Origin of the sequence: Roseovarius nitratireducens (genome assembly GCF_002925845.1) — a bacterium.
Taxonomy (GTDB): Bacteria; Pseudomonadota; Alphaproteobacteria; order Rhodobacterales; family Rhodobacteraceae; genus Roseovarius; species Roseovarius nitratireducens.
This window is the reverse complement of record NZ_PDNI01000055.1, coordinates 1-23,362: the sequence shown is the minus strand read 5'-3', so window position 1 is coordinate 23,362 and position 23,362 is coordinate 1. Positions and strand designations below refer to the sequence as shown.

Annotated in this window: 28 protein-coding genes; 15 read left to right on the top strand and 13 right to left on the bottom strand. The window is 66.0% G+C overall.

All coding sequences use genetic code 11. The features are described 5' to 3' along the window. Nucleotides 1–85: 85 nt before the first annotated feature. The 13 genes from CRJ03_RS09720 to CRJ03_RS09665 all read left to right on the top strand — a co-directional run bounded on the left by CRJ03_RS09720 (nucleotide 86) and on the right by CRJ03_RS09665 (nucleotide 11,596). Nucleotides 86–883, top strand: a complete 798-nt coding sequence (locus tag CRJ03_RS09720; protein ID WP_104018678.1) for a S49 family peptidase — start codon at nucleotides 86–88, stop codon at nucleotides 881–883. A gap of 1 nt (nucleotide 884) precedes the next feature. Continuing rightward, complete coding sequence (locus CRJ03_RS19880) at nucleotides 885–1,055, top strand: hypothetical protein (protein WP_164989211.1); 171 nt, start codon at nucleotides 885–887, stop codon at nucleotides 1,053–1,055. After that, nucleotides 1,052–2,014 (top strand): calcium/sodium antiporter, encoded by a 963-nt coding sequence (locus tag CRJ03_RS09715; protein ID WP_104018677.1) that lies wholly within the window; start codon nucleotides 1,052–1,054, stop codon nucleotides 2,012–2,014. The genes CRJ03_RS19880 and CRJ03_RS09715 overlap by 4 nt, the downstream gene beginning before the upstream one ends. Nucleotides 2,015–2,027: 13 nt before the next feature. Next, entirely contained in the window at nucleotides 2,028–2,807 is a 780-nt protein-coding gene (locus tag CRJ03_RS09710) for an SDR family oxidoreductase (protein WP_104018676.1), read from the top strand. Between the two features lie 295 nt (nucleotides 2,808–3,102). Continuing rightward, nucleotides 3,103–4,968 (top strand): excinuclease ABC subunit UvrC, encoded by a 1,866-nt coding sequence (gene uvrC, locus CRJ03_RS09705; RefSeq protein WP_104018675.1) that lies wholly within the window; start codon nucleotides 3,103–3,105, stop codon nucleotides 4,966–4,968. A 79-nt stretch (nucleotides 4,969–5,047) separates the two neighbouring features. After that, nucleotides 5,048–5,725: a TetR/AcrR family transcriptional regulator gene (locus CRJ03_RS09700; RefSeq protein WP_104018674.1), complete on the top strand. Its 678-nt coding sequence runs from the start codon at nucleotides 5,048–5,050 to the stop codon at nucleotides 5,723–5,725. Further along, nucleotides 5,722–7,026 (top strand): phenylacetate--CoA ligase family protein, encoded by a 1,305-nt coding sequence (locus CRJ03_RS09695; protein WP_104018673.1) that lies wholly within the window; start codon nucleotides 5,722–5,724, stop codon nucleotides 7,024–7,026. The genes CRJ03_RS09700 and CRJ03_RS09695 overlap by 4 nt, the downstream gene beginning before the upstream one ends. Then, nucleotides 7,023–7,784 carry an enoyl-CoA hydratase/isomerase family protein gene (locus tag CRJ03_RS09690; RefSeq protein ID WP_104018672.1) on the top strand — a complete coding sequence of 254 codons (762 nt, stop codon included), beginning with the start codon at nucleotides 7,023–7,025 and terminating at the stop codon, nucleotides 7,782–7,784. The genes CRJ03_RS09695 and CRJ03_RS09690 overlap by 4 nt, the downstream gene beginning before the upstream one ends. Before the next feature lie 48 nt (nucleotides 7,785–7,832). Further along, complete coding sequence (gene pgsA, locus CRJ03_RS09685) at nucleotides 7,833–8,498, top strand: CDP-diacylglycerol--glycerol-3-phosphate 3-phosphatidyltransferase (protein ID WP_104018671.1); 666 nt, start codon at nucleotides 7,833–7,835, stop codon at nucleotides 8,496–8,498. After that, complete coding sequence (gene moaD / locus CRJ03_RS09680) at nucleotides 8,498–8,743, top strand: molybdopterin converting factor subunit 1 (protein WP_104018670.1); 246 nt, start codon at nucleotides 8,498–8,500, stop codon at nucleotides 8,741–8,743. The genes pgsA and moaD overlap by 1 nt, the downstream gene beginning before the upstream one ends. Before the next feature lie 13 nt (nucleotides 8,744–8,756). Further along, nucleotides 8,757–9,197, top strand: coding sequence for a molybdenum cofactor biosynthesis protein MoaE (locus CRJ03_RS09675; RefSeq protein ID WP_104018669.1), 441 nt, complete (start codon nucleotides 8,757–8,759; stop codon nucleotides 9,195–9,197). A 70-nt stretch (nucleotides 9,198–9,267) separates the two neighbouring features. Then, nucleotides 9,268–10,953 (top strand): thiamine pyrophosphate-binding protein, encoded by a 1,686-nt coding sequence (locus tag CRJ03_RS09670; protein ID WP_104018668.1) that lies wholly within the window; start codon nucleotides 9,268–9,270, stop codon nucleotides 10,951–10,953. Between the two features lie 103 nt (nucleotides 10,954–11,056). After that, nucleotides 11,057–11,596, top strand: coding sequence for an NADPH-dependent FMN reductase (locus CRJ03_RS09665; protein WP_104018667.1), 540 nt, complete (start codon nucleotides 11,057–11,059; stop codon nucleotides 11,594–11,596). A gap of 97 nt (nucleotides 11,597–11,693) precedes the next feature. On the opposite strand, the gene CRJ03_RS09660 is transcribed toward CRJ03_RS09665, so the two are convergent. Continuing rightward, the gene (locus tag CRJ03_RS09660; RefSeq protein WP_104018666.1) at nucleotides 11,694–13,337 is read right to left on the bottom strand and encodes an ABC transporter substrate-binding protein; all 1,644 of its coding nucleotides are present in this window, start codon (nucleotides 13,335–13,337) and stop codon (nucleotides 11,694–11,696) included. 264 nt (nucleotides 13,338–13,601) lie between these two features. Between CRJ03_RS09660 and aroC the strand changes: the two genes are divergently transcribed. Beyond that, nucleotides 13,602–14,705 carry a chorismate synthase gene (gene aroC / locus CRJ03_RS09655; protein ID WP_104018665.1) on the top strand — a complete coding sequence of 368 codons (1,104 nt, stop codon included), beginning with the start codon at nucleotides 13,602–13,604 and terminating at the stop codon, nucleotides 14,703–14,705. A gap of 53 nt (nucleotides 14,706–14,758) precedes the next feature. On the opposite strand, the gene CRJ03_RS09650 is transcribed toward aroC, so the two are convergent. Further along, nucleotides 14,759–15,628, bottom strand: a complete 870-nt coding sequence (locus tag CRJ03_RS09650; RefSeq protein ID WP_104018664.1) for a DMT family transporter — start codon at nucleotides 15,626–15,628, stop codon at nucleotides 14,759–14,761. Between the two features lie 23 nt (nucleotides 15,629–15,651). Beyond that, on the bottom strand, nucleotides 15,652–16,275 hold the full coding sequence (locus tag CRJ03_RS09645) for a 2OG-Fe(II) oxygenase family protein (RefSeq protein ID WP_104018663.1): 624 nt from the start codon (nucleotides 16,273–16,275) through the stop codon (nucleotides 15,652–15,654). Nucleotides 16,276–16,343: 68 nt separating this feature from the next. Between CRJ03_RS09645 and CRJ03_RS09640 the strand changes: the two genes are divergently transcribed. Beyond that, the gene (locus CRJ03_RS09640; RefSeq protein WP_240611631.1) at nucleotides 16,344–17,096 is read left to right on the top strand and encodes a lysozyme family protein; all 753 of its coding nucleotides are present in this window, start codon (nucleotides 16,344–16,346) and stop codon (nucleotides 17,094–17,096) included. A 110-nt stretch (nucleotides 17,097–17,206) separates the two neighbouring features. Here the strand turns inward: CRJ03_RS09640 and rplP are convergent, their stop codons facing one another. From rplP to tuf, 10 genes are all read right to left on the bottom strand, one after another. Then, a complete protein-coding gene (gene rplP, locus CRJ03_RS09635; RefSeq protein WP_104018662.1) occupies nucleotides 17,207–17,620 on the bottom strand; it encodes a 50S ribosomal protein L16 in 414 nt (137 codons plus the stop codon). Between the two features lie 13 nt (nucleotides 17,621–17,633). Next, a complete protein-coding gene (gene rpsC / locus CRJ03_RS09630) occupies nucleotides 17,634–18,341 on the bottom strand; it encodes a 30S ribosomal protein S3 (RefSeq protein WP_104018661.1) in 708 nt (235 codons plus the stop codon). Next, a complete protein-coding gene (rplV, locus tag CRJ03_RS09625) occupies nucleotides 18,341–18,721 on the bottom strand; it encodes a 50S ribosomal protein L22 (RefSeq protein WP_104018660.1) in 381 nt (126 codons plus the stop codon). The genes rpsC and rplV overlap by 1 nt, the downstream gene beginning before the upstream one ends. Nucleotides 18,722–18,724: 3 nt before the next feature. After that, nucleotides 18,725–19,003, bottom strand: coding sequence for a 30S ribosomal protein S19 (gene rpsS / locus CRJ03_RS09620; protein WP_104018659.1), 279 nt, complete (start codon nucleotides 19,001–19,003; stop codon nucleotides 18,725–18,727). A 3-nt stretch (nucleotides 19,004–19,006) separates the two neighbouring features. Beyond that, nucleotides 19,007–19,849: a 50S ribosomal protein L2 gene (gene rplB / locus CRJ03_RS09615; RefSeq protein ID WP_104018658.1), complete on the bottom strand. Its 843-nt coding sequence runs from the start codon at nucleotides 19,847–19,849 to the stop codon at nucleotides 19,007–19,009. Nucleotides 19,850–20,033: 184 nt separating this feature from the next. Then, entirely contained in the window at nucleotides 20,034–20,330 is a 297-nt protein-coding gene (locus CRJ03_RS09610; protein ID WP_104018657.1) for a 50S ribosomal protein L23, read from the bottom strand. Further along, the gene (gene rplD, locus CRJ03_RS09605) at nucleotides 20,327–20,944 is read right to left on the bottom strand and encodes a 50S ribosomal protein L4 (protein WP_104018656.1); all 618 of its coding nucleotides are present in this window, start codon (nucleotides 20,942–20,944) and stop codon (nucleotides 20,327–20,329) included. The genes CRJ03_RS09610 and rplD overlap by 4 nt, the downstream gene beginning before the upstream one ends. Further along, complete coding sequence (rplC, locus tag CRJ03_RS09600; protein WP_104018655.1) at nucleotides 20,941–21,783, bottom strand: 50S ribosomal protein L3; 843 nt, start codon at nucleotides 21,781–21,783, stop codon at nucleotides 20,941–20,943. The genes rplD and rplC overlap by 4 nt, the downstream gene beginning before the upstream one ends. 13 nt (nucleotides 21,784–21,796) lie before the next feature. Beyond that, nucleotides 21,797–22,105 carry a 30S ribosomal protein S10 gene (gene rpsJ / locus CRJ03_RS09595; RefSeq protein WP_104018654.1) on the bottom strand — a complete coding sequence of 103 codons (309 nt, stop codon included), beginning with the start codon at nucleotides 22,103–22,105 and terminating at the stop codon, nucleotides 21,797–21,799. A gap of 80 nt (nucleotides 22,106–22,185) precedes the next feature. After that, nucleotides 22,186–23,361, bottom strand: coding sequence for an elongation factor Tu (gene tuf / locus CRJ03_RS09590; protein ID WP_104017425.1), 1,176 nt, complete (start codon nucleotides 23,359–23,361; stop codon nucleotides 22,186–22,188). Nucleotide 23,362 lies beyond the last annotated feature (1 nt).

Genomic DNA, 23,362 nt, shown 5'->3' with positions numbered 1-23,362 from the left:
GCGGGGTGATGTTTTCCCGCGCCTCCGCGGCTGCGGGGCACGCGCCGCCTTGTTTGTCGCCCCTGCGCACTCTACATCGGGCCGGATGAGACATCTTGTCCCCTTTCTCAACCGGCCGCCGCGCGTGGCTGTCATCCGCCTCGCTGGCGTGATCGGGTCGGGGCCGCGTGCGGCCCTGAGCGACGAGGCGCTGGGCCCAGTGATCGATAAGGCGTTTCGCCGCGGCAAGCCCGCAGCGGTGGCGCTCGAGATCAACTCGCCCGGCGGCTCACCGGTGCAGTCCTCGCTCATTGCCGCGCGCATCCGGCGGCTGGCGGAGGAGAAGGAGATCCCCGTCCATGCCTTTGTCGAGGACGTGGCGGCCTCGGGCGGGTACTGGCTGGCGGCGGCGGCGGACGATATCCGCGTCGATCACGCCTCGATCCTCGGCTCCATCGGGGTGATCTCTGCGGGGTTCGGGGCGGACGTGTTTCTCAAGCGCCAGGGGATCGAGCGGCGGGTCTATACCGCCGGCAAGTCCAAGAGTACGCTTGACCCGTTCCTGCCGGAAAAGCCAGAGGACGTGGCCCGGCTCAAGACCGTTCTCGACGATATCCACACTGCCTTCATCACCCATGTGAAGGACCGCCGCGGTGGGCGGCTTGCCGACGCGCCGGACCTGTTCTCGGGCGAGTTCTGGCTGGGAGGCAAGGCGATCGAGCTTGGCCTCGCCGACGGGTTCGGCCATCTGGTGCCGCGCATGAAAGAGGTCTACGGCGACAAGGTTCGGCTGGTGCGCTACGGGCGTCGGCGGGGGCTGTTGTCACGCTTCGGCGCACATCTCGCACAGGACGCGGTGACCGCGCTTGAGGACCGGGCGCATTACGCCCGGTTCGGGCTTTGACATGATCGTCAAGATCGTCCTCCTCTTCCTTATCGCGATGGGCGTGCTGGCCATGTTCGGGCGGCTGCGTTTTCCAGGCCAAAAGCGGCTTGAAGCCGCAAAATGCCGCAAGTGCGGACGCTTCCGGATCGGCAAGGGGCCGTGCGCTTGCGAGAAAGGTCCGCGCACATGATGCCGTGGGTCATGGTGGGACTCGGCCTTGTCATCCTGTTGCTGGCAGGCGATGCGCTGGTCAAGGGCGCGGTCAATCTGGCGCTGCGCATCGGCATCCCCGCCCTGATCGTCAGCCTGACGGTGGTGGCGTTCGGCACCTCGGCGCCGGAACTGCTGATTTCCGTCAATGCCGTGCTCGCCGACAAGCCGGGGCTCGCGCTTGGCAACGTGGTCGGCTCGAACACCGCCAACGTGCTCTTGGTTCTGGGCATTCCCGCGCTCATCGCGGTGATGCACACGAGCGCCTGCAACTGCAAGCGCTCCTATTTCCAGATGCTCGCGGCGACCGTGCTGTTCATCGCGCTGGCGTTTCGCGGCAGCTTCGACTGGATTGCCGGGCTGGTCCTCCTCGGCGCGCTGGCACTGATGCTCGGGGATGCATTTCGCAACGCGGTCACGCATCGACGCGAGGCGGCCGCCGCGGCGCTGCTGGCGGCGGACGGAGATGATGTCGAGGGCGCGGACCCGGACATGCCGTGGTGGCAGATCATCACCTTCCTGGCGCTGGGCCTCGTCGGCCTGCCACTGGGCGCCGACATCCTCGTGGACAACGCCTCGATCCTCGCCATCCGCTACGGCGTGAGCGAGGCGGCGATCGGGCTGACGCTGGTGGCGCTCGGCACCTCGCTGCCGGAACTGGCCACGACGGTGATGGCCGCGATCCGGCAACAGGCGGACGTGGCGCTCGGCAACGTGATCGGGTCGAACATGTTCAACCTGCTTGCCATCATCGGCATCACCGCGCTCATTGGCGAGGTACCGGTGGATCGCGAATTCCTGGTGTTCGACCTGTGGGTGATGCTCGCCGCCTCGCTGGCGCTCATTCCGTTCGTGATCCTGTGCAGGGATCTCGGGCGGCTCTGGGGGATCGTATTGACAGCCGCCTATGTGGGCTATGTCACGCTCGTGCTGGTATGAACGGAGACAGGGCATGACACGGGCATTGGTAACGGGAGCGGGCAAGCGGCTGGGCCGGGCGATGGCGCTGGAGCTAGCGCGGCAGGGATGCGACGTGGCGGTGCATTATGCCACCTCGCAAGCCGAGGCAGAGGCCACCGCAGCGGCGATCCGCGACATGGGGCGGCAGGCGGTGACGCTGCGCGCCGACCTGCTGGACGAGGCACAGGTGGTGCCGCTGGTGGCACGCGCAGCCGAGGCGCTGGGCGGGCCGATCCTGACGCTGGTCAACAACGCCTCGATCTTCGAGTATGACAGCATCGCGACCGCCACCCGTGAAAGCTGGGATCGGCACATCGGAAGCAACCTGCGCGCGCCCTTCGTGCTGATGCAGGAGATGGCCCGTGCGGTGCCGGAGCCCGGCATCGATGAGAACGGCGAGCCCCGCGCGCGCGGACTTGTCGTCAACATGATCGATCAGCGCGTGCGCAAGCTCACCCCGGAGTTCATGACCTACACCATCTCCAAGATGGGGCTGTGGGCGGTGACGCAAACCGGGGCGCAGGCGCTGGCCCCGCGTGTCCGCGTCAACGCCATCGGTCCGGGCCCCACGCTACAGGGCCATCGCCAGAGCGACACGCATTTCGCCCGCCAGCGCGCAGCGACCGTTCTGGGCCGCGGTGCCAATGAGGGCGACGTCACCGCCGCGCTGGCCTACCTGCTGCATGCGCCCGCGGTGACCGGGCAGCTAATCTGCGCGGATGGCGGTCAGCATCTCGGCTGGCGGACGCCGGACGTGCTCGGCCCCGAGTGAGAACATGAACCCTTGTCTGAGTTTTGCACCGGTCATGATTCTTTCACGGAAGCGTTACAGAAAGCTTAATGATTTCAACAATCTGTCAGAGACATATAAAGTTATCGTTCATTATCAGCATGTTACATAATTGCCCAAAAAGTAGGCATTTCGACGAAGCCAGCCGGATCAAACGGATTTTTTCCGTCGGTCGAAATTTGTCTCCAGCTTTATCCACAGGAATCGTGGACAGCTTGCCTCTTGCCCCGGTCCCGGGGACGTTGCAGGCGACCGCGGGAATCATATCCTGTCCCGGATGACCGACACCGATCCGACACCACCCGCCACCGGCGCCGACGTGATTCGCGGCTACCTGCGCACGCTTGACGGCTCGCCCGGCGTCTACCGGATGCTCGATGCGGAATCGCGCGTGCTCTACGTCGGCAAGGCGCGCAACCTGCGCGCACGGGTGTCGAACTATGCCCGCGCCACCGGCCACACGCCGCGCATCACCCGGATGATCCGGGAAACCGCGTCAATGATGTTCCTGACTACGGCGACCGAAACCGAGGCGCTGCTGCTGGAGCAGAACCTGATCAAGCAGTTGAAGCCGCGGTACAACGTGCTGTTGCGCGACGACAAGAGCTTTCCCAACATCCTCGTCACCGCGCATGACTATCCGATGATCCGCAAGCATCGCGGCGCCAAGCGCGACAAGGGCAGCTATTACGGCCCCTTCGCCGGCGCCGGCGCGGTCAACCGCACGCTGGCACAGTTGCAACGGGTCTTTCAGCTTCGCAACTGCTCTGATGCGATGTTCGAGAGCCGCACCCGCCCCTGTCTGCAATACCAGATCAAGCGCTGCACCGCGCCCTGCGTCGGCAAGATATCCAAGGCCGAGTATGCCGTTCAGGTCCGCGATGCCAAGCGCTACCTGTCGGGGCGGTCCACCGAGATTCAGGAGAAGCTGGCCGCCGAGATGGCGCAGGCCGCCGAGGCGATGGAATACGAGCGTGCCGCCGCGCTGCGCGACCGGATCAAGGCGCTGACGCAGGTGCAGACCGCGCAGGGCATCAACCCGCGCACGGTGACCGAGGCCGACGTGATCGCGCTGCACCTCGAGAACGGGCAGGCCTGCGTGCAGGTGTTCTTTATCCGCGCCGGGCAGAACTGGGGCAACCGAGATTTCTATCCGCGCGTCGGCCCGGATGTGGAAGAGCCCGAGGTGCTGGAGGCCTTCATCGGGCAGTTCTACGACGGCAAGGAGCCGCCCCGCGCGCTGATCCTGTCGCATGACGTCGAGAGCCCTGACCTGATGCAACAGGCACTGTCGGAAAAGCTGGGCCGCAAGGTCACGCTCAACGTGCCCCTGCGCGGGGAAAAGGCGGAACTGGTGGACGCCGCCCTGCGCAACGCGCGCGAGAGCCTCGCGCGCAAGATGGCCGAGACGGCGACGCAGGGAAAACTGCTCAGGGGGCTGGCGGAGGCGTTCGACCTGCCCGCCCCACCCCAGCGGATCGAGGTCTATGACAACAGCCATATCCAGGGCACCAACGCCGTTGGCGCGATGATCGTGGCGGGGCCCGAGGGGTTGATGAAGAACCAATACCGCAAGTTCAACATCAAGGGCGACAACCTGACCCCCGGTGATGATTTCGGGATGATGAAAGAGGTGCTGACCCGCCGCTTCAAGCGCCTGCTGAAAGAGGATCCCGACCGCAGCCACGGCCACTGGCCCGACCTGCTGCTGATCGACGGCGGCGCGGGACAAGTGAGCGCGGTGGCGGGGATCATGCGCGAGATGGGGGTCGAGGACATCCCGATGGTGGGTGTGGCCAAGGGCGTGGACCGCGACCACGGCAAGGAAGAGTTCCACCGCACGGGCAAGCGGCCCATGGCGCTGCGCCGAGGCGATCCGGTGCTCTATTTCATCCAGCGCCTGCGCGACGAGGCGCACCGCTTCGCCATCGGCACGCACCGCGCCAAGCGCGCCAAATCCGTCTCGGCCACGCCGCTCGACGAGGTGCCGGGCGTGGGCGCGGCGCGCAAGCGCGCGCTGCTCGCGCATTTCGGCAGTGCCAAGGCGGTGAGCCGCGCCAACCTCGCCGATCTCAAGGCGGTGGAGGGTGTGTCGGACCGGCTGGCGCAGAAGCTCTACGATTTCTTTCACGAGCGGGGCTAAAGCCCGCGCCTGCGATCCGGTGGGTTGACAGGGTGAAGAAATTTAATGAACATGAATTCAGTTTCACATTGAGTCACTCATGCCCCCTGCCACACGTCCCCACCCCGCACCGCAAGACGCCCACAGCTATTCGCAGGCCCTCGCCGCTGAGGCCGAGGGCCTGTCCAAGGGTCAGCGCACGAAGCAGGCGATTCGCATCGCCGCCTGTTACCTGCTGGAACAGAGCGCGCCGCAGGATCTGACCATCGCCGCCATCTGCGGGCGCGCGGGCGTGGCCAACGGCACTTTCTACCTCTACTTTCCCGATCAGGCACAGCTTCTCGATGACCTGCTGCAGGGCTTCGCCAGCTTCCTGCAAACCCGCATGATCCAGGCGGGCCACAGCCAGCCCGACCACCCGATGCGCGCCGCGACCGAAGCCTATGTGCACCTCTTCGAGGCCAATCGCGGGCTGATGAAATGCCTGGTCCACCATCTCGACGCATTTCCGGCGGCGCGCGCGGCCTTTCACCGGCTCAACCGCGACTGGATCGCCACCGTGGTCGAGGCCACCCGCCGCCGCCACACCCGCGACGGGCGCGACGCGCTGCCCGAGGACGAACTTACCCGCCGCGCCTATGCGCTTGGGGGAATGACCGATCACTACCTCTCAAGCCTCCACCTCTCGCGCGAGCCGCGGCTGGTAGCGGTCTCTTCCGACCGCGCGGCGGTGATCGCAACGCTCACCACCCTCTGGGAACGGGGATTGCAACCATGATCCTGCTCGATAAGGCCGAATTCGCCAGCCACGACCGCCTGCGCGCCCACCAGGCCGCTGCCTGGGCCAGACAGGGCGATTACGTCGCGCGCCACTCGGCTTTTTACCACGACCTGTGGCAGGGCGCGGCCCCGCCCGCCGATCTGGCGGACCTGCCCGCCCTGCCCCTCTCGGACAAATCGCAACTGCGCGTGGCGCAGGCCGATCACCCGCCTTTCGGGCATTACATGGCCGCCCCGCGCCGCGACGCGGTGCGCCTGCACCGCACCTCCGGCACCACCGGGCAGGCGATGAACCTCGCGCTTTCCGCGCGTGACTGCACGGTGACAGAGACGGTGGGCGGGCGCTGCCAGTCCTCCGCAGGACTGACCCCCGATCACACGGTCGTTCACTGCCTGAATTATCAGATGTGGATGGGCGGGCTGACCGATCACATGACGCTTCAGGCCACCGGCGCGCTGGTGGTGCCCTTCGGCGTCGGTTCCACCGAGTTGCTGGTGCGCACCATCCGCGAAGTGGGAATCACCGCGATTTCCTGCACACCGTCCTATCCGGCGGTGCTGGAGCGCGTCATCGCCGAACGTTTCCCCGACCTGACCCCCCGCGACCTCGGCCTGAAATTGGGGCTCTTTGGCGGCGAGGCGGGGCTCGACGATCCGGCCTTCCGCACCCGTCTGCAAGAGGTCTGGGGGATGGAGCCGCGCAACGCCAATTACGGCGTCTCGGACGTGTTCTGCAACTTCGCGGCGCAATGCGAGCATGACACGCGACTGCATTTCATGGGGGCCGACGTGCTCTGGCCCGAACTGATCGAGCCCGAGACGGGCAGCCCCCTGTCCCTCGCCGCAGGCCAGACCGGCGAGTTGGTGCTGACCCACCTCGTGCGCGACTGCCAGCCGCTGGTGCGCTTTCGCAGTGGCGACATCATCACCGTGGACGAAACCGCACCCTGCACTTGCGGGCGCACCGGCTTTCGCTTTCGCGTGGTGGGGCGCTCGGATGACATGGTGGTGGTGCGCGGGCTCAACCTGTTTCCCACAATGGTCGCCGCCGTGCTCAACCGGTATCCGACGCTCTCGGGCGACTACCGAATTCCGCTCGACACGCCCCCTCCCTATGACAGCCTGCCGGTCACGGCGGAACTGTCCAAGGGGCGCGACGCCGCCCCGGGGCTGGCCGAGGAGATCGCACAGGCGATCAAGCGCGACCTCGGGGCGACCGCCCGGGTGACACTGGTGCCGCATGGCACCTTCCCGCTGACCGAAGGCAAGACCCGACGTGTGCAAAGGACTTACACATGACCGATTTCACCTACGCGACCGTGCTTAGCGCGTTGCACGAGGGGGCCGTGCGCCGCATCACCCTCAACCGTCCTGACCGGCTCAACGCGATGAACCGGGCGCTGATCGACGATGTGACCGGCGCCTTTGACGACGCCAATGCCGACCCGGAGACCCGCGCCATCGTGCTGACCGGCGCGGGCAAGGCATTCTGCGCGGGCGACGACCGGCAGGATCATGTCCACCCCGCCTCCGAGGAAGAGGCGCGCGATCTGGTGCTGGCGATCCAGCGCGCGACGCATGCGATCACATTGGGACCGAAACCGGTGGTCGGCGCGATCAACGGATGGGCCGTGGGCGGCGGCTTTGAATGGGCGATCAACTGCGATTTCCCGATCTGGGCCGAGAGCGCGCGCGGCTTTTTCCCCGAAGTCTCGCTCAACCTGTTCGTGACCGGCGGGGTGACGACGCTGCTGCCCGCGCTTGTCGGGTTGGTCAAGGCACGCGAAATGCTCTTTTTCGGCGACCGCTACGATGCCGCAACGTTGCACGAGATGGGGCTGGCGTGGAAAACCGCACCCGACGGGGATCTGCTCGACACCGCCCATGCCACCGCCCGCCGGCTCGCCGACCTGCCGCCGCTCTCTGTGCGGGCGATGAAGCGCGTGCTCAACGCCACCGCCACCCCTGACCTGCGCCGCGCCATGGACCTTGAGACCGAGGCCACCGTCGCGGGATTCATGGACCCCGAGACCACCCGACGTCTGCGCGACTTTTAGGGTCCGACTGCGCTTTCCCTTGCCAATCGGTCAGGTTAGAACGGTGACATGTCGTGGAACGTGCCCAATATCCTCACCATGCTCCGGCTGCTCGCGGCGCCGGGCATCGCGGTCATGTTCCTCTATTTCAACCGCCCCTATGCCGACTGGTTCGCGCTGATCCTGTTCATCAGCGCGGCGCTCACCGACTGGGTCGATGGCCATCTCGCGCGGAGCTGGAAGCAGGTGACCAAGATCGGCACCATGCTCGATCCCATTGCCGACAAGGCGATGGTGGTGATCGCGCTGATGGTGATCGTGGGCTATTCGTCGATGTCGCCCTGGCTGGTGCTGCCCGCCACGGTGATCCTGTTCCGCGAGGTCTTCGTCTCGGGGCTGCGCGAGTATCTCGGCGACACGGCGGGTACGCTCAAGGTCACGCAACTGGCCAAGTGGAAGACCACGGCGCAAATGATCGCCATCGCCGTCCTCTTTGCCCAAGGCGTGTTCGAGCATTATTTCGGAATGTCGATCTTTGGCATGGACGACGCGCTGGTGCGCGATATCCTCTCGGGCAAGACCGAGGATCTGCACGGGCTGTGGTGGAAGTATCGCGGCATGGTCTGGTCCGGGCATGCGGGGCTGTGGCTGTTGTGGCTCGCCGCCGGGCTTACCCTCGTCACCGGGGCGGACTACTTTTTCAAATCCGTGCCGCATCTGAAGGATAATCGCTGATGGATGTGCTCTATTTCGCATGGGTGCGCGAACGCATCGGCCACCCCAAGGACCGCGTGGAGACGCGCGCCGCCACGGTGCGCGACCTCGTCGAGGAACTGCGCGCGAGAGAGGAGCGCTATGCCGCGGCATTTGCCGATCTGTCGGCGCTGCGCGTGGCGGTGGATCAGGAGCTGAGCGACTTCGACGCACCGCTCGGCGATGCGCGCGAGGTGGCATTCTTTCCACCGATGACAGGCGGATAGCGGGGGCTGAGCCATGGACATCCGCGTGCAGCAAGAGCCGTTCGATCTCGGGGCCGAGGCGAATGCCTTTGCCGCGCGGCAGGCGGGCATGGGCGCGGTCGTTACCTTTACCGGGATCGTCCGCGACCTGGAGGGCGATCTCGACACGATGGAGATCGAGCATTACCCGGGCATGACCGAGAAGGCGTTGGCCGGGATTGCCGAGGAGGCCGCGCGCCGCTGGCAGATCGGCGACGCGTTGATCCTGCACCGTTATGGACGACTGAAGGCCGATGACCTCATCATGATGGTCGCCACCGCGTCGCGCCACCGCGCCGACGCCTTTCACGCCGCCGAATTCCTCATGGATTACCTCAAGTCCCGCGCGCCCTTCTGGAAGAAGGAGGTGACGGACGCGGGCGAGGGCTGGGTCGCCGCGCGCGACGAGGACGAGGACGCGCTCAGCCGCTGGTGACCCCCTTGCCATTGCCACTGGCCACGGGCAGTGTCGCCCGCGTTCCGGCAGCATAAAGAGGGAGAGCGGCATGACCGATAACAGGCGCACGGGCGGGCAGCTTCTGGTGGAGTGTCTCATCGCGCTCGGCGCGCGGCACAGTTTCGGTGTGCCGGGCGAGAGCTATCTCGCGGTGCTTGACGCGCTGCACGACACGGTCGGGCGGCTCGATTTCACCCTCTGCCGGCAGGAGGGTGGCGCGTCCTTCATGGCCGCGGCCTATGGCAAGCTCACCGGGCGGCCCGGTATCGCCTGGGTCACCCGCGGGCCCGGGGCCACCAACGCCTCGATCGGCGTGCACACGGCGATGCAGGACAGCGTGCCGATGATCCTGTTCGTCGGGCAGGTCGGCACGGGGATGAAGGGGCGCGAGGCGTTCCAGGAGCTGGATTACCGCGCGGTGTTCGGCACGATGGCGAAATGGGCGGTCGAGATCGACGACGTGGACCGCATCCCCGAGATCGTGGCACGGGCGTGGAAGACCGCCCTCACGGGCCGTCCCGGCCCGGTGGTGGTGGCGCTGCCCGAGGATATGCTCACCTCCCACACCGCCGCCGTGCCGCTGACCGGGCCGGGCCACTACCCCGAGCCATGCCCACCCTCGCAGGCGGTGGCACAGGCGCGCGAGATGCTGGCCGGGGCCAAGCGCCCGGTGATCCTCTATGGCGGCTGCAACTGGACGGATCAGGGCCGCGCGGCGCTGCAATCCTTCGCCGAGGGCTCGGATATCCCGGTGGTGACGGTGTTCCGTTACCAGGACCAATTCGACAACCATTCGCCGGTGTTCTGCGGCGAGGCGGGGGTGGGCATGGTGCCGCATGTGCGCGCACTCCTGACCGGGGCGGACGTGATCCTCGCGGTGAATGCCCGCTTTGGCGAGAACTCCACCGATGGCTATACCGTGCTTGACGTGCCGCAGCCTGCGCAGCAGCTCATCCATGTGCACGGCTCCGACCTCGAACTGGGCAAGGTCTATCAGCCCACGCTGGGGATACAGGCCGGGCCCAACGCCTTTGCCACCGCGCTGGCCCACGCCGGACCGGTGCGCGGCGCATGGGGCGAGTGGCGCTCGCAGGCGCGCGCGGCGTGGGAGACGGCGTTCGACCTGCCCGCCCTGCCCTCGCCGGTGGATATGGGCCGCGTCACCGCGCATCTGCGCGAGGTGCTGCCCGAGGACGCGATCATCACCAATGGTGCTGGCAATTTCGCCATATGGTCGGGCCGGTTCCTGAAATACGGCCCCCGCATGCGCCTGCTGGGGCCGCAATCGGGGGCGATGGGATACGGCATCCCCGCCGCCATCGCCGCGCGGGTTGCCCACCCCGACCGCCGCGTGGTCTGTTTCGCTGGTGACGGCGATTTCCAGATGACGTGCCAGGAGCTAGCCACCGCCGCGCAGGCGGGCGCGCAGCCGGTGATCCTGGTGCTTGATAATGGCACCTACGGGACCATCCGCGCCCACCAGGAGCGCAACTACCCGGGCCGCGTATCAGGCACCGACATGGTCAATCCCGATTTCGCGGCGCTCGCCCGCGCCTATGGCTTTCACGGCGAACGGGTAGAGACGACCGAGGATTTCGCCCCTGCCTTTGCCCGCGCCTGCGCCTCGCCCACCGGCGCGGTGCTGTCGCTCGCGATCTCGCCCGAGGCGTTGACGCCGCGCATGACGCTGAGCCAGATGCGTGCGGCGGGGCTCAAGGCGCAGGCGGGCGAATGATGCCCGTGCCGCCGCACAGGGCATGTGCGACCGCGTGCCGTTGCCAGGCGGGCAGTTTTGCCCCACGTATCCGGGTAACCGAGACAAAACGAAAGGATGCGATATGGCTGATCCGAAACTGTTGACCTTGTCGGGATCGCTGCGCAAAGGGTCCTATAACCGGATGCTTCTGGCGCTGGCCGCCGAGGCCTTCGGCCCGGCAACGGTGACCGAGGGCGACCTCGACCTGCCGCTCTATAATGGCGATCTCGAAGAGGCCGAGGGCGTGCCGGAGAAGGTGCAGCACCTCGTGCAGCAGATCAAGGACGCGGATGCGATCGTGGTTGGCGCACCGGAATACAACAAGGGGATCACCGGGGTGCTGAAGAACGCGCTCGACTGGATCAGCCGGGTGCCTGGATGGCCGCTCGAGGACAAGCCCACGGTGGTCGTTTCGGCCTCTGCGGGGCGCACGGGCGGCGAGACGGCGCAATTCATGACACTCTCGTGCCTCACCCAGCATCAGGCGCGGCTCATCCCCGGCACCGCCGTGCTCATCGCAGGGGCGATGAACGCCTTTGACGAGGACGGGCGGCTCAAGGACGAAACCTCGCAGAAGCTGCTGACCAAGCGGATGGAAAAGCTGCGCGCCGAGGTGGTGTAACGCGTCGGCGCGACCCGGCACCGCCGCCCTCTTCTGGCCGAAACGTGAACGGGCCGCCCCGTGTTGGGGCGGCCCGTCCTTTTGGTCTTAACGCCGATCAGGCGTCGAGCCAGACTTTCTCGTAGTGCATCTCGCGGAACTGGTGGGCGTTCACGTTCTTGACGCGGTCGGTGTGGTGCAGCGCCTGGTTGCGCCAGAACGGCTGAATGATGACGCCGTTATCCTGCAGGATGGCCTGAAGCTTGGCGGAATACTCGCGCCGGGCGTCGGCATCGAACACGCCGAGCGCCTCCTCGAGCAGCGCATCGAATTCCGGGTCAGAGTGGCCGCTCTCGTTCCACGCCTCGCCCGAGCGATAGGCCAGCGCCAGCACCTGCACACCCAAGGGGCGCGGGCCCCAGTTGGTGGTCGAGAACGGGTATTTCGTCCAGTCGTTCCAGAAGGTGTTGCCCGGCATCACCGTGCGCTTGACGTTGAAGCCCGCCTGCCGCAGCTGCGCGCCGATGGCGTCGGTCGTGGTGGTCCGCCAATCGCCGTCGATCGAGATGATGTCGATCTCGGTGTCGCCATGCCCTGCTGCCTTGGCCATCTCGATGGCCTTTGCGGGGTTGGGCGCGATCTTGGGCAGCTCGGCATATTCCGGGTGAAAGGGGGCGACGTGGTGGTTTTCCGCCGGGATGCCCTCGTTGTTGATCGAGATGGCCAGCAGCACCTCGTTGTCGCAGGCCAGCTGGATCGCATTGCGCAAGTCCTTGCTGTCATAGGGCGGCGTGTCCATGCGCATCCGCGCCACGATGGTGTTGGCGGTGGGCTTGGATTGCTTGACGAGGCCCAGCGCATCGTAGGATTCGATGAAATCGGCGGTGGATTCGTCGTTGATGTCGATCTCGCCGCCGTCGAAGGCCGCCACGATGGAGGCGTTGTCGGTGCCGAAGTCAATGAAGCGGATACCGTCGAGATAGACATCGCCGCCCCACCACTTGCCGTCCTCGCGGCGCTTGACCTCGGCCATGGTGCCGATCTCGATGGAGACGAGCTCGAACGGGCCGGTGCCGATGGGGGCCTTGGCAAGATCGCTGTCGTCGCCATGGCTCCGATGCACGCAGAGCGCAGGGTAGTCAGACATGCCGGCAATCAGCGTGATGTCGGGGCGCGGCAGGTTGAGCTGCACGGTGAAATCGTCCACCTTCACGATCGCGCCGTCGCGGGCCTTGTTGGTGTCGGGGTCGATCAGCGTGGCCATGCGCGCGGCCATCGAATTGCCCTCGACCCCCTTGTCGCACCAGCGGGTCAGGTTGTGGATCACGTCATCGGCGTTGAACTGGTCGCCGTTGTTCCACACCGCGTTGCGGCGCACCTTGAGCGTGTAGGTCTGTGCGTCGTCACTGACCTCCCAGCCTTCGAGCAGCATCGGCTGGAAGCTGTAATCAGGGGCCCAGCGCACCATCGGCTCGCAGAACTGGCGGCTGATATTGCCCGGCTCGGTCCAGGCAAACTTGCGCGGATCGGCGATTTCGAGCACGCGAGACGCAACGCGAAGCACACCGCCCTTCTTGCCTTCCTGCGCCTGCGCGGGCGTGGGGGCGGCAAGGCCGAGCAAGCCGTAAGCCGCCGCCGAGGACGCCCCGAATGTCGAGGCGAGCGCGATGAACTCGCGACGTTCCATCCTGCCGGCGCGCGTCTCCTCGGCCAGCTTTCGCACGACGGGGCGCACGTTTTCCTGTGGTTTTGAGTGGGTCATTTCTTTCCTCCGTGTTGGCCTCTGGCCAGATCGACCGGTGTCGTTTTCAGACAGGTCCTGTCATAGTGTTAGCAGGGTTCGGCCCCTGCACCAGTGATTTTCGCGGCGCGGCGCGATGTCGTTTTTTGACCTTTTCGCATCCGTCCCGCCGTGCAGCCTAGCGCGATTCCCCGGCCCGGATCGCCTGTTTGCGACAAATACCCGTCAATTCGGCTTGAGACGGGTGCCGCGCGCGGCTAGATCAACGGCAAAGGAGCCCTGCCCATGAGCGTCAACACCTTCGGTCACCTCTTTCGCTTTACCACTTGGGGCGAGAGTCACGGCCCTGCGCTCGGGGCCACGGTGGACGGCTGCCCACCGGGCGTGGCGCTCGACGAGAGCATGTTGCAACACTGGCTCGACAAGCGCCGCCCGGGGCAGAACAAGAATACCACCCAGCGCCAGGAGGCCGACGCGGTGCGCATCCTGTCGGGCGTCTACGAGGGGCAGACCACCGGCACGCCCATTCAGCTGATGATCGAGAACACCGATCAGCGCTCGCGCGATTACGGCGAGATCGCGAAGACATTCCGCCCGGGCCATGCCGATATCACCTATCACCTGAAATACGGGATACGCGATCCGCGCGGCGGCGGTCGGTCCTCGGCGCGCGAGACGGCGGCGCGGGTGGCAGCCGGCGGCGTGGCGCGCGCGGCACTGGCCATGCTGGTACCTGGGCTCGAAATCAAGGGCTACATGGTGGCGATGGGCGAGATGGAGCTCGACCGCAGCCGCTTTGACCGCGACGCCATCGACGGCAACGATTTCTGGCTGCCGGATGCCGGGGCCGCGCCCGAATGGGAGGCCTACCTGCAAGACCTGCGCAAGCACCACGATTCGGTCGGTGCCGTGATCGAGGTCGCAGCGTCCGGCCTGCCCGCCGGTCTCGGCGCGCCGGTCTATGCCAAGCTCGACACCGACCTCGCCTCCGCGATGATGTCGATCAACGCCGTCAAGGGCGTCGAGATCGGCGAGGGCATGGCGGCAGCAAGCCTGCGCGGTTCGCAGAACGCTGACGAAATTTTCATGGGCGAGGCCGGCCCAGAATTCGCCTCGAACCACGCGGGCGGCATCCTCGGCGGCATCTCGACGGGGCAGGACGTGGTGGTGCGCTTCGCGGTGAAACCCACCTCTTCGATCCTCACGCCGCGCCGCTCGATCACCGTGGAGGGAGACCCCATCGAGGTGGTCACCAAGGGGCGGCACGATCCCTGCGTCGGCATCCGCGCGGTGCCGGTGGGCGAGGCGATGATGGCCTGCGTGCTGCTCGATCACCTGCTCTTGCATCGCGGACAGGTGGGCGCGGGGCCACGCGGCACCATCGGCTGACGCCGTTTTCTTAAAAAGAAAGCGGTCCAGAATTTTTCAAGAATTCCGGGCGCTCAGACCCGGCGCTGCCGCGATAGCTGCACCGCCAGGATACCTCCCATGATCACCGCCACGCCGATCAGGTCCTGCGCGCTCAGCGTCTCGCTCAGGATCAGCGCGGCGATGGCCACGCCGAGGAACGGATTGAGGAAATGGAACGTCGCGGCCTTGGTCGCGCCGATGCGATTCACGAGCCAGAACCACACCAGCGTCGCCGCAAGGCCCGGCACCAGCGTGGTATAGGCAAAGGCCGCAACCAGCGTCCAGGACCAGTCGATCTCGACCGTCTCGACCGCCGACGCCACGATACCGAGCGCGGCGCTGCCCACCAGCATCTGAAGGCCCACCACCATCAGGAAATTGCCCCCAGACGTCGCCCCGCGCACCGCCAGCGTGGCGAAGGTGAGCGCGATCACGCCCACGACGCACAGGCTCAGCCCGTAGAGATCGACACCGCCCTGAAGCCGGGCCCCCATGATGATCGTCACCCCGATCACGCCCGCGACAAGGCCAAGCTGTCCGATGAGGCCGATCCGCTCGCTAAAGATCAGCCATCCCGCCAGCCCCACAAGAAGCGGCATGGTCGATGCGATGATCGCGGCGAGGCCCGCCTCGATGGTCTGCATCGCCACGAAATTGAGGCCGAGATAGAGCGCGTTCTGGCAAATGCCGAAGACGATCGTCGCCCGCCATTGCCCACGCGTGAGCCGCCAGCTCTGCCCCAGCGCGAGGGCGATGAGCACGCCGAGAAGCCCCGAGATCAGGAACCGCAGGCTCAGCGCGGTGAGCGGCGGCGCCGCGGCCACGATGATTCGCGCCGAGGTAAAGGCCGAAGACCACATCACCGCAAAGGCCAGCCCCATGCCGAGCGCACGCAAATCCATCCGGCAGCCCCTCCCTTTCCCGCTCAGTCGCCCCAGGCGTAGTTGAAGCTCACGCTGATGCGGTCATCCTCGGACATGTTCATGGGCACCTCGTGGCGCAGCCACGATTCCCACATGAGCACGTCACCCACCTCCGGGCGCAGGTAGACAAAGCCGCGCATGTCCTCACGCGCGTCCTTGAGGCGCGGCGGGGCGGCCATCATCCGGGCCGATCGCGGGTCTTCGAGCTTGAGCGCCGAGGCCCCGCCGGGCATGGCGACATAGGTGGTGCCGGAAATCACCGAATGCGGGTGGATATGGCTGGAATGGGTGCCCCCCTCGGGCAGGATGTTGATCCAGATATCCTCGAGCTTCAGGCTGCGCTCCCCGAGGTCGAATTCCAGATCGCGGGCAAAGGCCGTCACATGTGCATCGAGCGCCGTCACCAGGTCGGCGAAGATCGGGAACCGCCACGGCAGGTCGGTGAGCGAGGCATAGGAGGTATAGCCGGGATAGCCCTCGCTCTCGCACCACGATTGCCCGGCCTCGTCATCCTCGGCAATGGAATAGCATGACGCCTCCATCTCCGCGGGGTCGATGGCGGGGCCATGCTCGGCGAGGCGCGCATGGTAGAGGCGGGTCACGAAGAGGGAGCGAATATCGGCCATGCTCGCGTCTTACCGTAGTCAGGGCGACGCGCAAGGGTTTCTCAACGGTTTCGCGCCAGGCTAGGGCCATGTTCCGGGCAATGCGTCATATCCTGATTCGGCTGGTGGGGTTCGCGTGGCTGGCCCTCGCCCCCGCGGCTTCCCTGGCCGAGCCGGGCCTTGCCGGTCGCTTTGCCGACCGGGGGCCGATGTTCGGGTCCGGGAATGCGCCGCTCGTCGCGCGGCGCGCCGGGCCGGCGGCCCCACGCGGCAGCCTGTTCGCGGGCAGGGGCGCGGGCGCACTGATTGGCGGGCGACCGGGCCATGATCTCCTCGGCCGGTCGGCGACAGGCGGGCCGGGCGCGCCAATGCGCGCGCGGCTGCGTGACCTCATCGCACGGGCCGAGGCGGGACCGGCAGGCTATGACGCCTTGCAGGGCGGGGCGCACCGCCCGCCACCCCGCCGACCGACGCGGATGAGCCTGCGCGAAATCTTCGACTGGATCGACGCCACACCGGGGCAGCACCACGCCATCGGGCGCTACCAGATCATCCCCGCCACCCTGCGGCGGATGGTTGCACGGGCGGGCCTCGACCCCGGCACGCGGTTCGGCCCCGCCGTTCAGGACCGGCTGGCAGACTTGCTGCTGGCCGATGCCGGGCTCGACGCGGTGCGCCGGGGCGAGATCGCGCACGACGCATTCCTGCTCAACCTCGCGAAGGTCTGGGCCGGGCTGCCCACCCCCTCGGGACGCAGCTACTATCACGGGGTGGCCGGGAACCGGGCCGTGCTCAGCTATGACAGCTACACAAATGCCGTCGACGAGATCCTCGGCGGATAAGCCTGCGTGGGGCGCTTGGCCCATGCGCGGCGCACGTCTTCTGAAACGAAAAACCCCGCGCGATCGCTCGCGCGGGGCCAATCCGTAGGGTGGGTATCAACCCACCGATCTTACCAGTCCTCGCGGACCACGACGCGGGTCTTGATCGGCAGCTTCATGGCGGCGAGACGCAGGGCCTCGACAGCCACGCCTTCGCTGACGCCGTCGATCTCGAACATCACGCGACCGGGCTTGACCTTGCAGACCCAGCGATCAACCGAGCCCTTGCCTTTGCCCATGCGGACCTCGATCGGCTTGGCGGTCACCGGCACGTCCGGGAATATCCGGATCCAGACGCGGCCCTGACGTTTCATGTGACGCGTCATGGCGCGGCGCGCGGCCTCGATCTGGCGCGCGGTGACGCGCTCGGGTTCGGTCGCCTTGAGCCCGTAGGCACCAAAGTTCAGATCCGAACCGCCCTTGGCCTCGCCCTTGATGCGGCCCTTGAACTGCTTGCGGAATTTCGTGCGCTTAGGTTGAAGCATCTGTCATTCCTCCTCAGCGACGGCCGCCGGCGCCACGTGGGGCGGGGCCATCCTGCAGTTCCTGGGCCTTGCGATCGCGGGCACTCGGGTCGTGCTCCATGATCTCGCCCTTGAATATCCAAACCTTGATGCCGATGATTCCGTACGGCGTCGTGGCCTCGACATTGGCGTAGTCGATATCGGCGCGCAGCGTGTGCAGCGGCACCCGCCCTTCGCGATACCATTCGGTCCGCGCGATCTCGGCACCGCCGAGACGGCCAGCGACGTTCACCCGGATGCCGAGCGCGCCCATGCGCATCGCGTTCTGCACCGCGCGCTTCATCGCACGGCGGAACGATACCCGGCGCTCGAGCTGCTGGGCGATGCTGTCACCGACGAGCGCGGCGTCAAGCTCGGGCTTGCGCACCTCGACGATGTTGAGGTGCAGCTCGCTCGCGGTCATCTTCGCCAGCTTGCGGCGCAGCGTCTCGATATCCGCGCCCTTCTTGCCGATGATGACACCGGGACGCGCGGTGTGGATCGTCACGCGACACTTCTTGTGCGGGCGCTCGATGATGACGCGGCTGACGCCTGCCTGCTTGCATTCCTGCTTGATGAACTCGCGGATTTTCAGATCCTCGAGCAGCAGATCACCATAGTCCTTGGTGTCGGCATACCAGCGGCTGTCCCAGGTGCGGTTGACCTGCAGGCGCATACCGATCGGATTGACTTTGTTACCCATCAGGCTTGCTCCTCGATTTCACGCACCTTGATCGTCAGTTCCGAGAACGGCTTGCGCAGCGCGCCAAACCGGCCGCGCGCCCGCGGACGCCCGCGCTTGAGCACGAGGTTCTTGCCGACCCAGGCTTCGGCGACGATCAGCTCGTCCACGTCCAGCCCGTGATTGTTCTCGGCATTGGCGATCGCCGATTGCAGGCATTTGCGCACGTCCTGCGCAATCCGCTTGTTGGAAAAGGTGAGGTCGGTCAGCGCCTTCTCGACCTTCTTGCCGCGGATCATCGCCGCGACGAGGTTGAGCTTCTGCGGGCTGGTGCGCAGCATCCGCAGTTTGGCCATTGCCTCGTTATCCGCCACGCGGCGGGGATTTTTATCCTTGCCCATGGCTTATTTCCTCTTCGCTTTCTTGTCCGCCGCGTGCCCGTAATAGGTGCGGGTCGGCGAGTATTCACCGAATTTCTGACCGATCATGTCCTCGCTGACGTTTACCGGCACGTGCTTGTGCCCGTTGTAGACGCCAAAGGTGAGGCCCACGAATTGCGGCAGGATGGTCGAGCGGCGCGACCAGATCTTGATGACTTCGTTGCGCCCCGATTCGCGTGCTGCCTCGGCCTTTTTCAGGACGTAGGCATCGACGAAGGGGCCTTTCCATACAGAGCGGCTCATGTGTTAACGGCCCTTCTTCTTGGCATGACGCGAGCGCAGGATGAGCTTTTGCGACGCCTTGTTCTTGTTGCGGGTGCGCATCCCCTTGGTGGGCTTGCCCCAGGGCGTGACCGGATGGCGGCCGCCCGAGGTGCGGCCTTCGCCGCCGCCGTGGGGGTGGTCGATCGGGTTCATGACGACGCCACGCACCGAGGGACGCTTGCCATAGTGGCGCATCCGGCCCGCCTTGCCGTAGTTCTGGTTGCTGTTGTCGGGGTTGCTGACGGCACCGACGGTGGCCATGCACTCCTGACGCACGAGACGCAGCTCGCCCGAGCTGAGCCGGATCTGCGCATAGCCGCCATCGCGGCCCACGAATTGCGCGTAGGTGCCGGCGGCACGCGCGATCTGACCGCCCTTGCCGGGCTTGAGCTCGATGTTGTGGACGATCGTGCCGATCGGCATGCCCGAGAACGGCATCGCGTTGCCGGGCTTGATGTCGGCCTTGGCCGAGGCCACGACGCTATCGCCAACGGCGAGGCGCTGCGGCGCGAGGATATAGGCCTGCTCGCCATCTTCGTACTTGATCAGCGCGATGAAGGCGGTCCGGTTCGGATCGTATTCGATCCGCTCGACGGTCGCCGCCACATCGAATTTGGTGCGCTTGAAATCGACGATCCGGTAGAGGCGTTTCGCCCCGCCCCCGCGACGACGCGAGGTAATCCGCCCGGTGTTGTTGCGGCCGCCCGACTTCGTCAGACCCTCGGTGAGGGATTTGACGGGACGGCCCTTGAACAGCTCCGAACGGTCGATCAGCACCAGCCCGCGCTGGCCCGGCGTCGTCGGCTTGTACGACTTGAGTGCCATGCTTTCTGTCTTCCGTTTGCAAACGCGCGCCCGAAGGCCCGCTATGTAGGGTGGGGGTTCAGCCCACCATGGTTGTAGGCCCCCGAAGGTGCCCGGCTTGCGGGATGACGGGTGCGTGCCCCTTCATCTCCTGAAAAACACGCAGCCCCGGACAAAGCCGGGGCGGCGCGGATGAGGCCTCTTATTAGAGACCCGTTGTCACGTCAATGGTGCTGCCCTCTTCGAGCGTCACATAGGCTTTCTTGACGTCCTTGCGGGTGCCCTTGACCCCGCGGAAACGCTTTTCCTTGCCCTTGGTGATGGTGGTGTTCACCGCCTTCACCTTGACGCCAAAGAGCGCCTCGACGGCCTCCTTGATCTGGGGCTTGTTGGCATCGACGGCCACCTCGAAGACGACCGCGCCGCTCTCGGACGCCATCGTCGCCTTCTCGGTGATGACCGGCTTGCGGATCACGTCGTAATGTTCTGCCTTGGCACTCATTTCAGTCGAGCCTCCAGTGCTTCGACACCCGCCTTGGTGATCACCAGGGTGTCACGCTTGAGGATGTCATAGACATTCGCACCCATGCTGGGCAGCACATCGAGACCCTCGATATTGGCCGCCGCGCGGGCGAATTCGGCGTTGACCTGCGCGCCGTCGATGACCAGTGCACGCTTCCAGCCCAGATCCTTGACCTGCTTTGCAAGCGTCTTGGTCTTGCCGTCGCTGGCCGCATCCTCGATCACCACGAGCTCGCCGGCCTGCGCCTTGGCGCTGAGGGCGTGCTTGAGGCCAAGCTGGCGCACCTTCTTGGGCAGATCATGCGCGTGGCTGCGCGGGGTCGGGCCCTTGTAGATACCACCCTTACGGAAGATCGGTGCGTTGCGGTCACCGTGGCGGGCACCACCGGTGCCCTTCTGGCGATAGATCTTCTTGGTGGAATAGCTGGTTTCCGACCGGGTCTTGACCTTGTGGGTCCCGGCCTGCGCCTTGTTACGCTGCCAGCGGACAACACGGTGCAGGATATCGGCGCGGGGGTCCAGGCCGAAGACGTCTTCGCCCAGATCGACCGACCCGGCCTTGCCGCCGTCCAGTTTGATCACGTCGAGTTTCATTCCTCGCTGTCCTTCTTCTCGGCCTCGATTTCGGCCTCGGCTTCCTTGAGCGCGGCCTCCTCGGCGGCGGCCTGCTCCTCGGCGAGACGCTTGGCTTCGGCTTCTTCCTCGGCCGCGGCAGCGGCAGCGGCTTCTTCCGCGGCGCGCGCCGCCTCTTCCGCCGCCGATCTCAGCGCGGCGGGGAGGATGGCATTCTCGGGAAACGGCTTCTTCACCGCGTCCTTGATCGTCACCCAGCCACCTTTCGATCCCGGGACGGCGCCCTTGATCATGATGAGGCCACGATCCGCGTCGGTCTTAACCACCTGCAGGTTCTGCGTGGTGACGCGGACGGCACCCATGTGGCCGGCCATCTTCTTGCCCTTGAACACCTTGCCGGGGTCCTGGCACTGGCCGGTAGAGCCGTGCGAGCGGTGGCTGATCGAGACACCGTGGCTGGCGCGCAGGCCGCCGAAATTGTGCCGCTTCATCGCCCCGGCAAAGCCCTTGCCGATGGAGGTGCCAGACACGTCGACGAACTGCCCCTCGAAGTAATGGTCGGCGGTGATTTCCTCACCGACGGCGATCAGGTTCTCGGGCGCCACGCGGAATTCCGCGACGCGCCGCTTGGGCTCGACCTTGGCGGCGGCGAAATGGCCGCGCATGGCCTGGCTCGTGCGCTTGGCCTTTGCCGTGCCGGCGCCGAGCTGCACGGCCGAATAGCCGTGTTGCTCAGGGGTGCGCTGTGCCACCACCTGAAGCTTGTCGAGTTGAAGAACGGTCACAGGAACCTGCTTGCCGTCTTCCATGAACAGCCGGGTCATCCCGACCTTCTTCGCGATCACACCAGAGCGCAACATCACCTTGCCCTCCTCAAACCGAAATCTGCACGTCCACGCCCGCGGCGAGGTCGAGCTTCATCAGCGCGTCCACGGTCTGCGGGGTGGGATCGACGATGTCGAGAAGCCGCTTGTGGGTGCGGATCTCGAACTGGTCGCGGGATTTCTTGTTCACGTGGGGGCCACGAAGAACCGTGTATTTCTCGATCTTGTTCGGCAAGGGGATCGGCCCGCGCACCTGCGCGCCGGTCCGCTTGGCGGTGTTGACGATTTCCTGCGTGCTGGCATCCAGAACGCGGTAATCGAACGCCTTGAGCCGAATGCGAATGTTTTGGCCTTGCATTGGTCTAGCCTTTCGCGGCTTTGGAGTTGATAGGAAGAAGGCCGGCCCACCCGGCCTCCCTCGTCGAACCCTGGGGTAGATTACTCGATGATCTTGCTGACGACGCCGGCGCCGACGGTGCGGCCGCCTTCACGGATGGCGAAGCGCAGGCCGTCTTCCATGGCGATGGGGGCGATCAGCTCGACAGCGAATTTCAGGTTGTCACCGGGCATCACCATTTCCGTGCCCTCGGGAAGCTCCACCGTGCCGGTCACGTCCGTCGTGCGGAAGTAGAACTGCGGCCGGTAGTTGGCAAAGAACGGCGTGTGCCGCCCGCCCTCTTCCTTGGTCAGGATATAGGCCTCGGCCTCGAACTTGGTGTGCGGCGTCACCGATTTCGGCTTGCACAGAACCTGCCCGCGCTCGACGCCCTCGCGGTCGATCCCGCGCAGAAGCGCACCGATGTTGTCGCCCGCCTCGCCGCGGTCGAGCAGCTTGCGGAACATCTCGACACCGGTGCAGGTGGTCTTCTTGGTGTCGTGGATGCCGACGATCTCGATCTCGTCGCCGACGTTGATCACGCCGCGCTCCACGCGCCCCGTCACCACCGTGCCGCGGCCGGAAATCGAGAACACGTCCTCGATCGGCATCAGGAACGGCTGATCCACCGCGCGCTCGGGCGTCGGGATGAACTCGTCCACCGCCGCCATCAGCTCACGGATCTTGTTCTCGCCGATCTCCGGGTCGCGCCCTTCCATCGCCGCCAGCGCGCTGCCCGCGATGATCGGGATGTCGTCGCCGGGGAAATCGTAAGAGCTCAGAAGCTCGCGCACTTCCATCTCGACCAGCTCCAGAAGCTCCTCGTCATCGACCTGGTCGACCTTGTTGAGGAACACCACCAGCGCCGGCACCCCCACCTGGCGCGCCAGCAGGATGTGCTCGCGCGTCTGCGGCATCGGCCCGTCGGCGGCGTTCACCACCAGGATCGCGCCGTCCATCTGCGCGGCACCCGTGATCATGTTCTTGACGTAGTCGGCGTGGCCGGGGCAGTCGACGTGGGCGTAGTGGCGCGCGTCGGTCTCGTATTCCACGTGCGCCGTCGAGATCGTGATCCCGCGCGCCTTCTCCTCCGGCGCGCCGTCGATCTGGTCATAGGCCCGGAAATCGCCAAAATACTTCGTGATCGCCGCCGTCAGCGTCGTCTTGCCGTGGTCAACGTGACCAATCGTGCCGATGTTCACGTGCGGTTTCGAACGGTCAAACTTTTCCTTCGCCATC

What these genes read in the sequence shown, in the direction of transcription:
- CRJ03_RS09650 (WP_104018664.1), bottom strand. Translation starts at nt 15,628, where the DNA reads ATGGATTTGCGTGCGCTCGGCATGGGGCTGGCCTTTGCGGTGATGTGG.
- aroC (WP_104018665.1), top strand. Translation starts at nt 13,602, where the DNA reads ATGAGCGTCAACACCTTCGGTCACCTCTTTCGCTTTACCACTTGGGGC.
- CRJ03_RS09710 (WP_104018676.1), top strand. Translation starts at nt 2,028, where the DNA reads ATGACACGGGCATTGGTAACGGGAGCGGGCAAGCGGCTGGGCCGGGCG.
- rplB (WP_104018658.1), bottom strand. Translation starts at nt 19,849, where the DNA reads ATGGCACTCAAGTCGTACAAGCCGACGACGCCGGGCCAGCGCGGGCTG.
- rpsC (WP_104018661.1), bottom strand. Translation starts at nt 18,341, where the DNA reads ATGGGTAACAAAGTCAATCCGATCGGTATGCGCCTGCAGGTCAACCGC.
- moaD (WP_104018670.1), top strand. Translation starts at nt 8,498, where the DNA reads ATGGATGTGCTCTATTTCGCATGGGTGCGCGAACGCATCGGCCACCCC.
- CRJ03_RS09700 (WP_104018674.1), top strand. Translation starts at nt 5,048, where the DNA reads ATGCCCCCTGCCACACGTCCCCACCCCGCACCGCAAGACGCCCACAGC.
- rpsJ (WP_104018654.1), bottom strand. Translation starts at nt 22,105, where the DNA reads ATGCAAGGCCAAAACATTCGCATTCGGCTCAAGGCGTTCGATTACCGC.
- CRJ03_RS09665 (WP_104018667.1), top strand. Translation starts at nt 11,057, where the DNA reads ATGGCTGATCCGAAACTGTTGACCTTGTCGGGATCGCTGCGCAAAGGG.
- CRJ03_RS09720 (WP_104018678.1), top strand. Translation starts at nt 86, where the DNA reads ATGAGACATCTTGTCCCCTTTCTCAACCGGCCGCCGCGCGTGGCTGTC.
- CRJ03_RS09640 (WP_240611631.1), top strand. Translation starts at nt 16,344, where the DNA reads ATGTTCCGGGCAATGCGTCATATCCTGATTCGGCTGGTGGGGTTCGCG.
- tuf (WP_104017425.1), bottom strand. Translation starts at nt 23,361, where the DNA reads ATGGCGAAGGAAAAGTTTGACCGTTCGAAACCGCACGTGAACATCGGC.
- CRJ03_RS19880 (WP_164989211.1), top strand. Translation starts at nt 885, where the DNA reads ATGATCGTCAAGATCGTCCTCCTCTTCCTTATCGCGATGGGCGTGCTG.
- CRJ03_RS09690 (WP_104018672.1), top strand. Translation starts at nt 7,023, where the DNA reads ATGACCGATTTCACCTACGCGACCGTGCTTAGCGCGTTGCACGAGGGG.
- rplV (WP_104018660.1), bottom strand. Translation starts at nt 18,721, where the DNA reads ATGGGCAAGGATAAAAATCCCCGCCGCGTGGCGGATAACGAGGCAATG.
- CRJ03_RS09610 (WP_104018657.1), bottom strand. Translation starts at nt 20,330, where the DNA reads ATGAGTGCCAAGGCAGAACATTACGACGTGATCCGCAAGCCGGTCATC.
- rplP (WP_104018662.1), bottom strand. Translation starts at nt 17,620, where the DNA reads ATGCTTCAACCTAAGCGCACGAAATTCCGCAAGCAGTTCAAGGGCCGC.
- CRJ03_RS09670 (WP_104018668.1), top strand. Translation starts at nt 9,268, where the DNA reads ATGACCGATAACAGGCGCACGGGCGGGCAGCTTCTGGTGGAGTGTCTC.
- CRJ03_RS09660 (WP_104018666.1), bottom strand. Translation starts at nt 13,337, where the DNA reads ATGACCCACTCAAAACCACAGGAAAACGTGCGCCCCGTCGTGCGAAAG.
- CRJ03_RS09715 (WP_104018677.1), top strand. Translation starts at nt 1,052, where the DNA reads ATGATGCCGTGGGTCATGGTGGGACTCGGCCTTGTCATCCTGTTGCTG.
- pgsA (WP_104018671.1), top strand. Translation starts at nt 7,833, where the DNA reads ATGTCGTGGAACGTGCCCAATATCCTCACCATGCTCCGGCTGCTCGCG.
- uvrC (WP_104018675.1), top strand. Translation starts at nt 3,103, where the DNA reads ATGACCGACACCGATCCGACACCACCCGCCACCGGCGCCGACGTGATT.
- rplC (WP_104018655.1), bottom strand. Translation starts at nt 21,783, where the DNA reads ATGTTGCGCTCTGGTGTGATCGCGAAGAAGGTCGGGATGACCCGGCTG.
- rpsS (WP_104018659.1), bottom strand. Translation starts at nt 19,003, where the DNA reads ATGAGCCGCTCTGTATGGAAAGGCCCCTTCGTCGATGCCTACGTCCTG.
- CRJ03_RS09645 (WP_104018663.1), bottom strand. Translation starts at nt 16,275, where the DNA reads ATGGCCGATATTCGCTCCCTCTTCGTGACCCGCCTCTACCATGCGCGC.
- CRJ03_RS09695 (WP_104018673.1), top strand. Translation starts at nt 5,722, where the DNA reads ATGATCCTGCTCGATAAGGCCGAATTCGCCAGCCACGACCGCCTGCGC.
- rplD (WP_104018656.1), bottom strand. Translation starts at nt 20,944, where the DNA reads ATGAAACTCGACGTGATCAAACTGGACGGCGGCAAGGCCGGGTCGGTC.
- CRJ03_RS09675 (WP_104018669.1), top strand. Translation starts at nt 8,757, where the DNA reads ATGGACATCCGCGTGCAGCAAGAGCCGTTCGATCTCGGGGCCGAGGCG.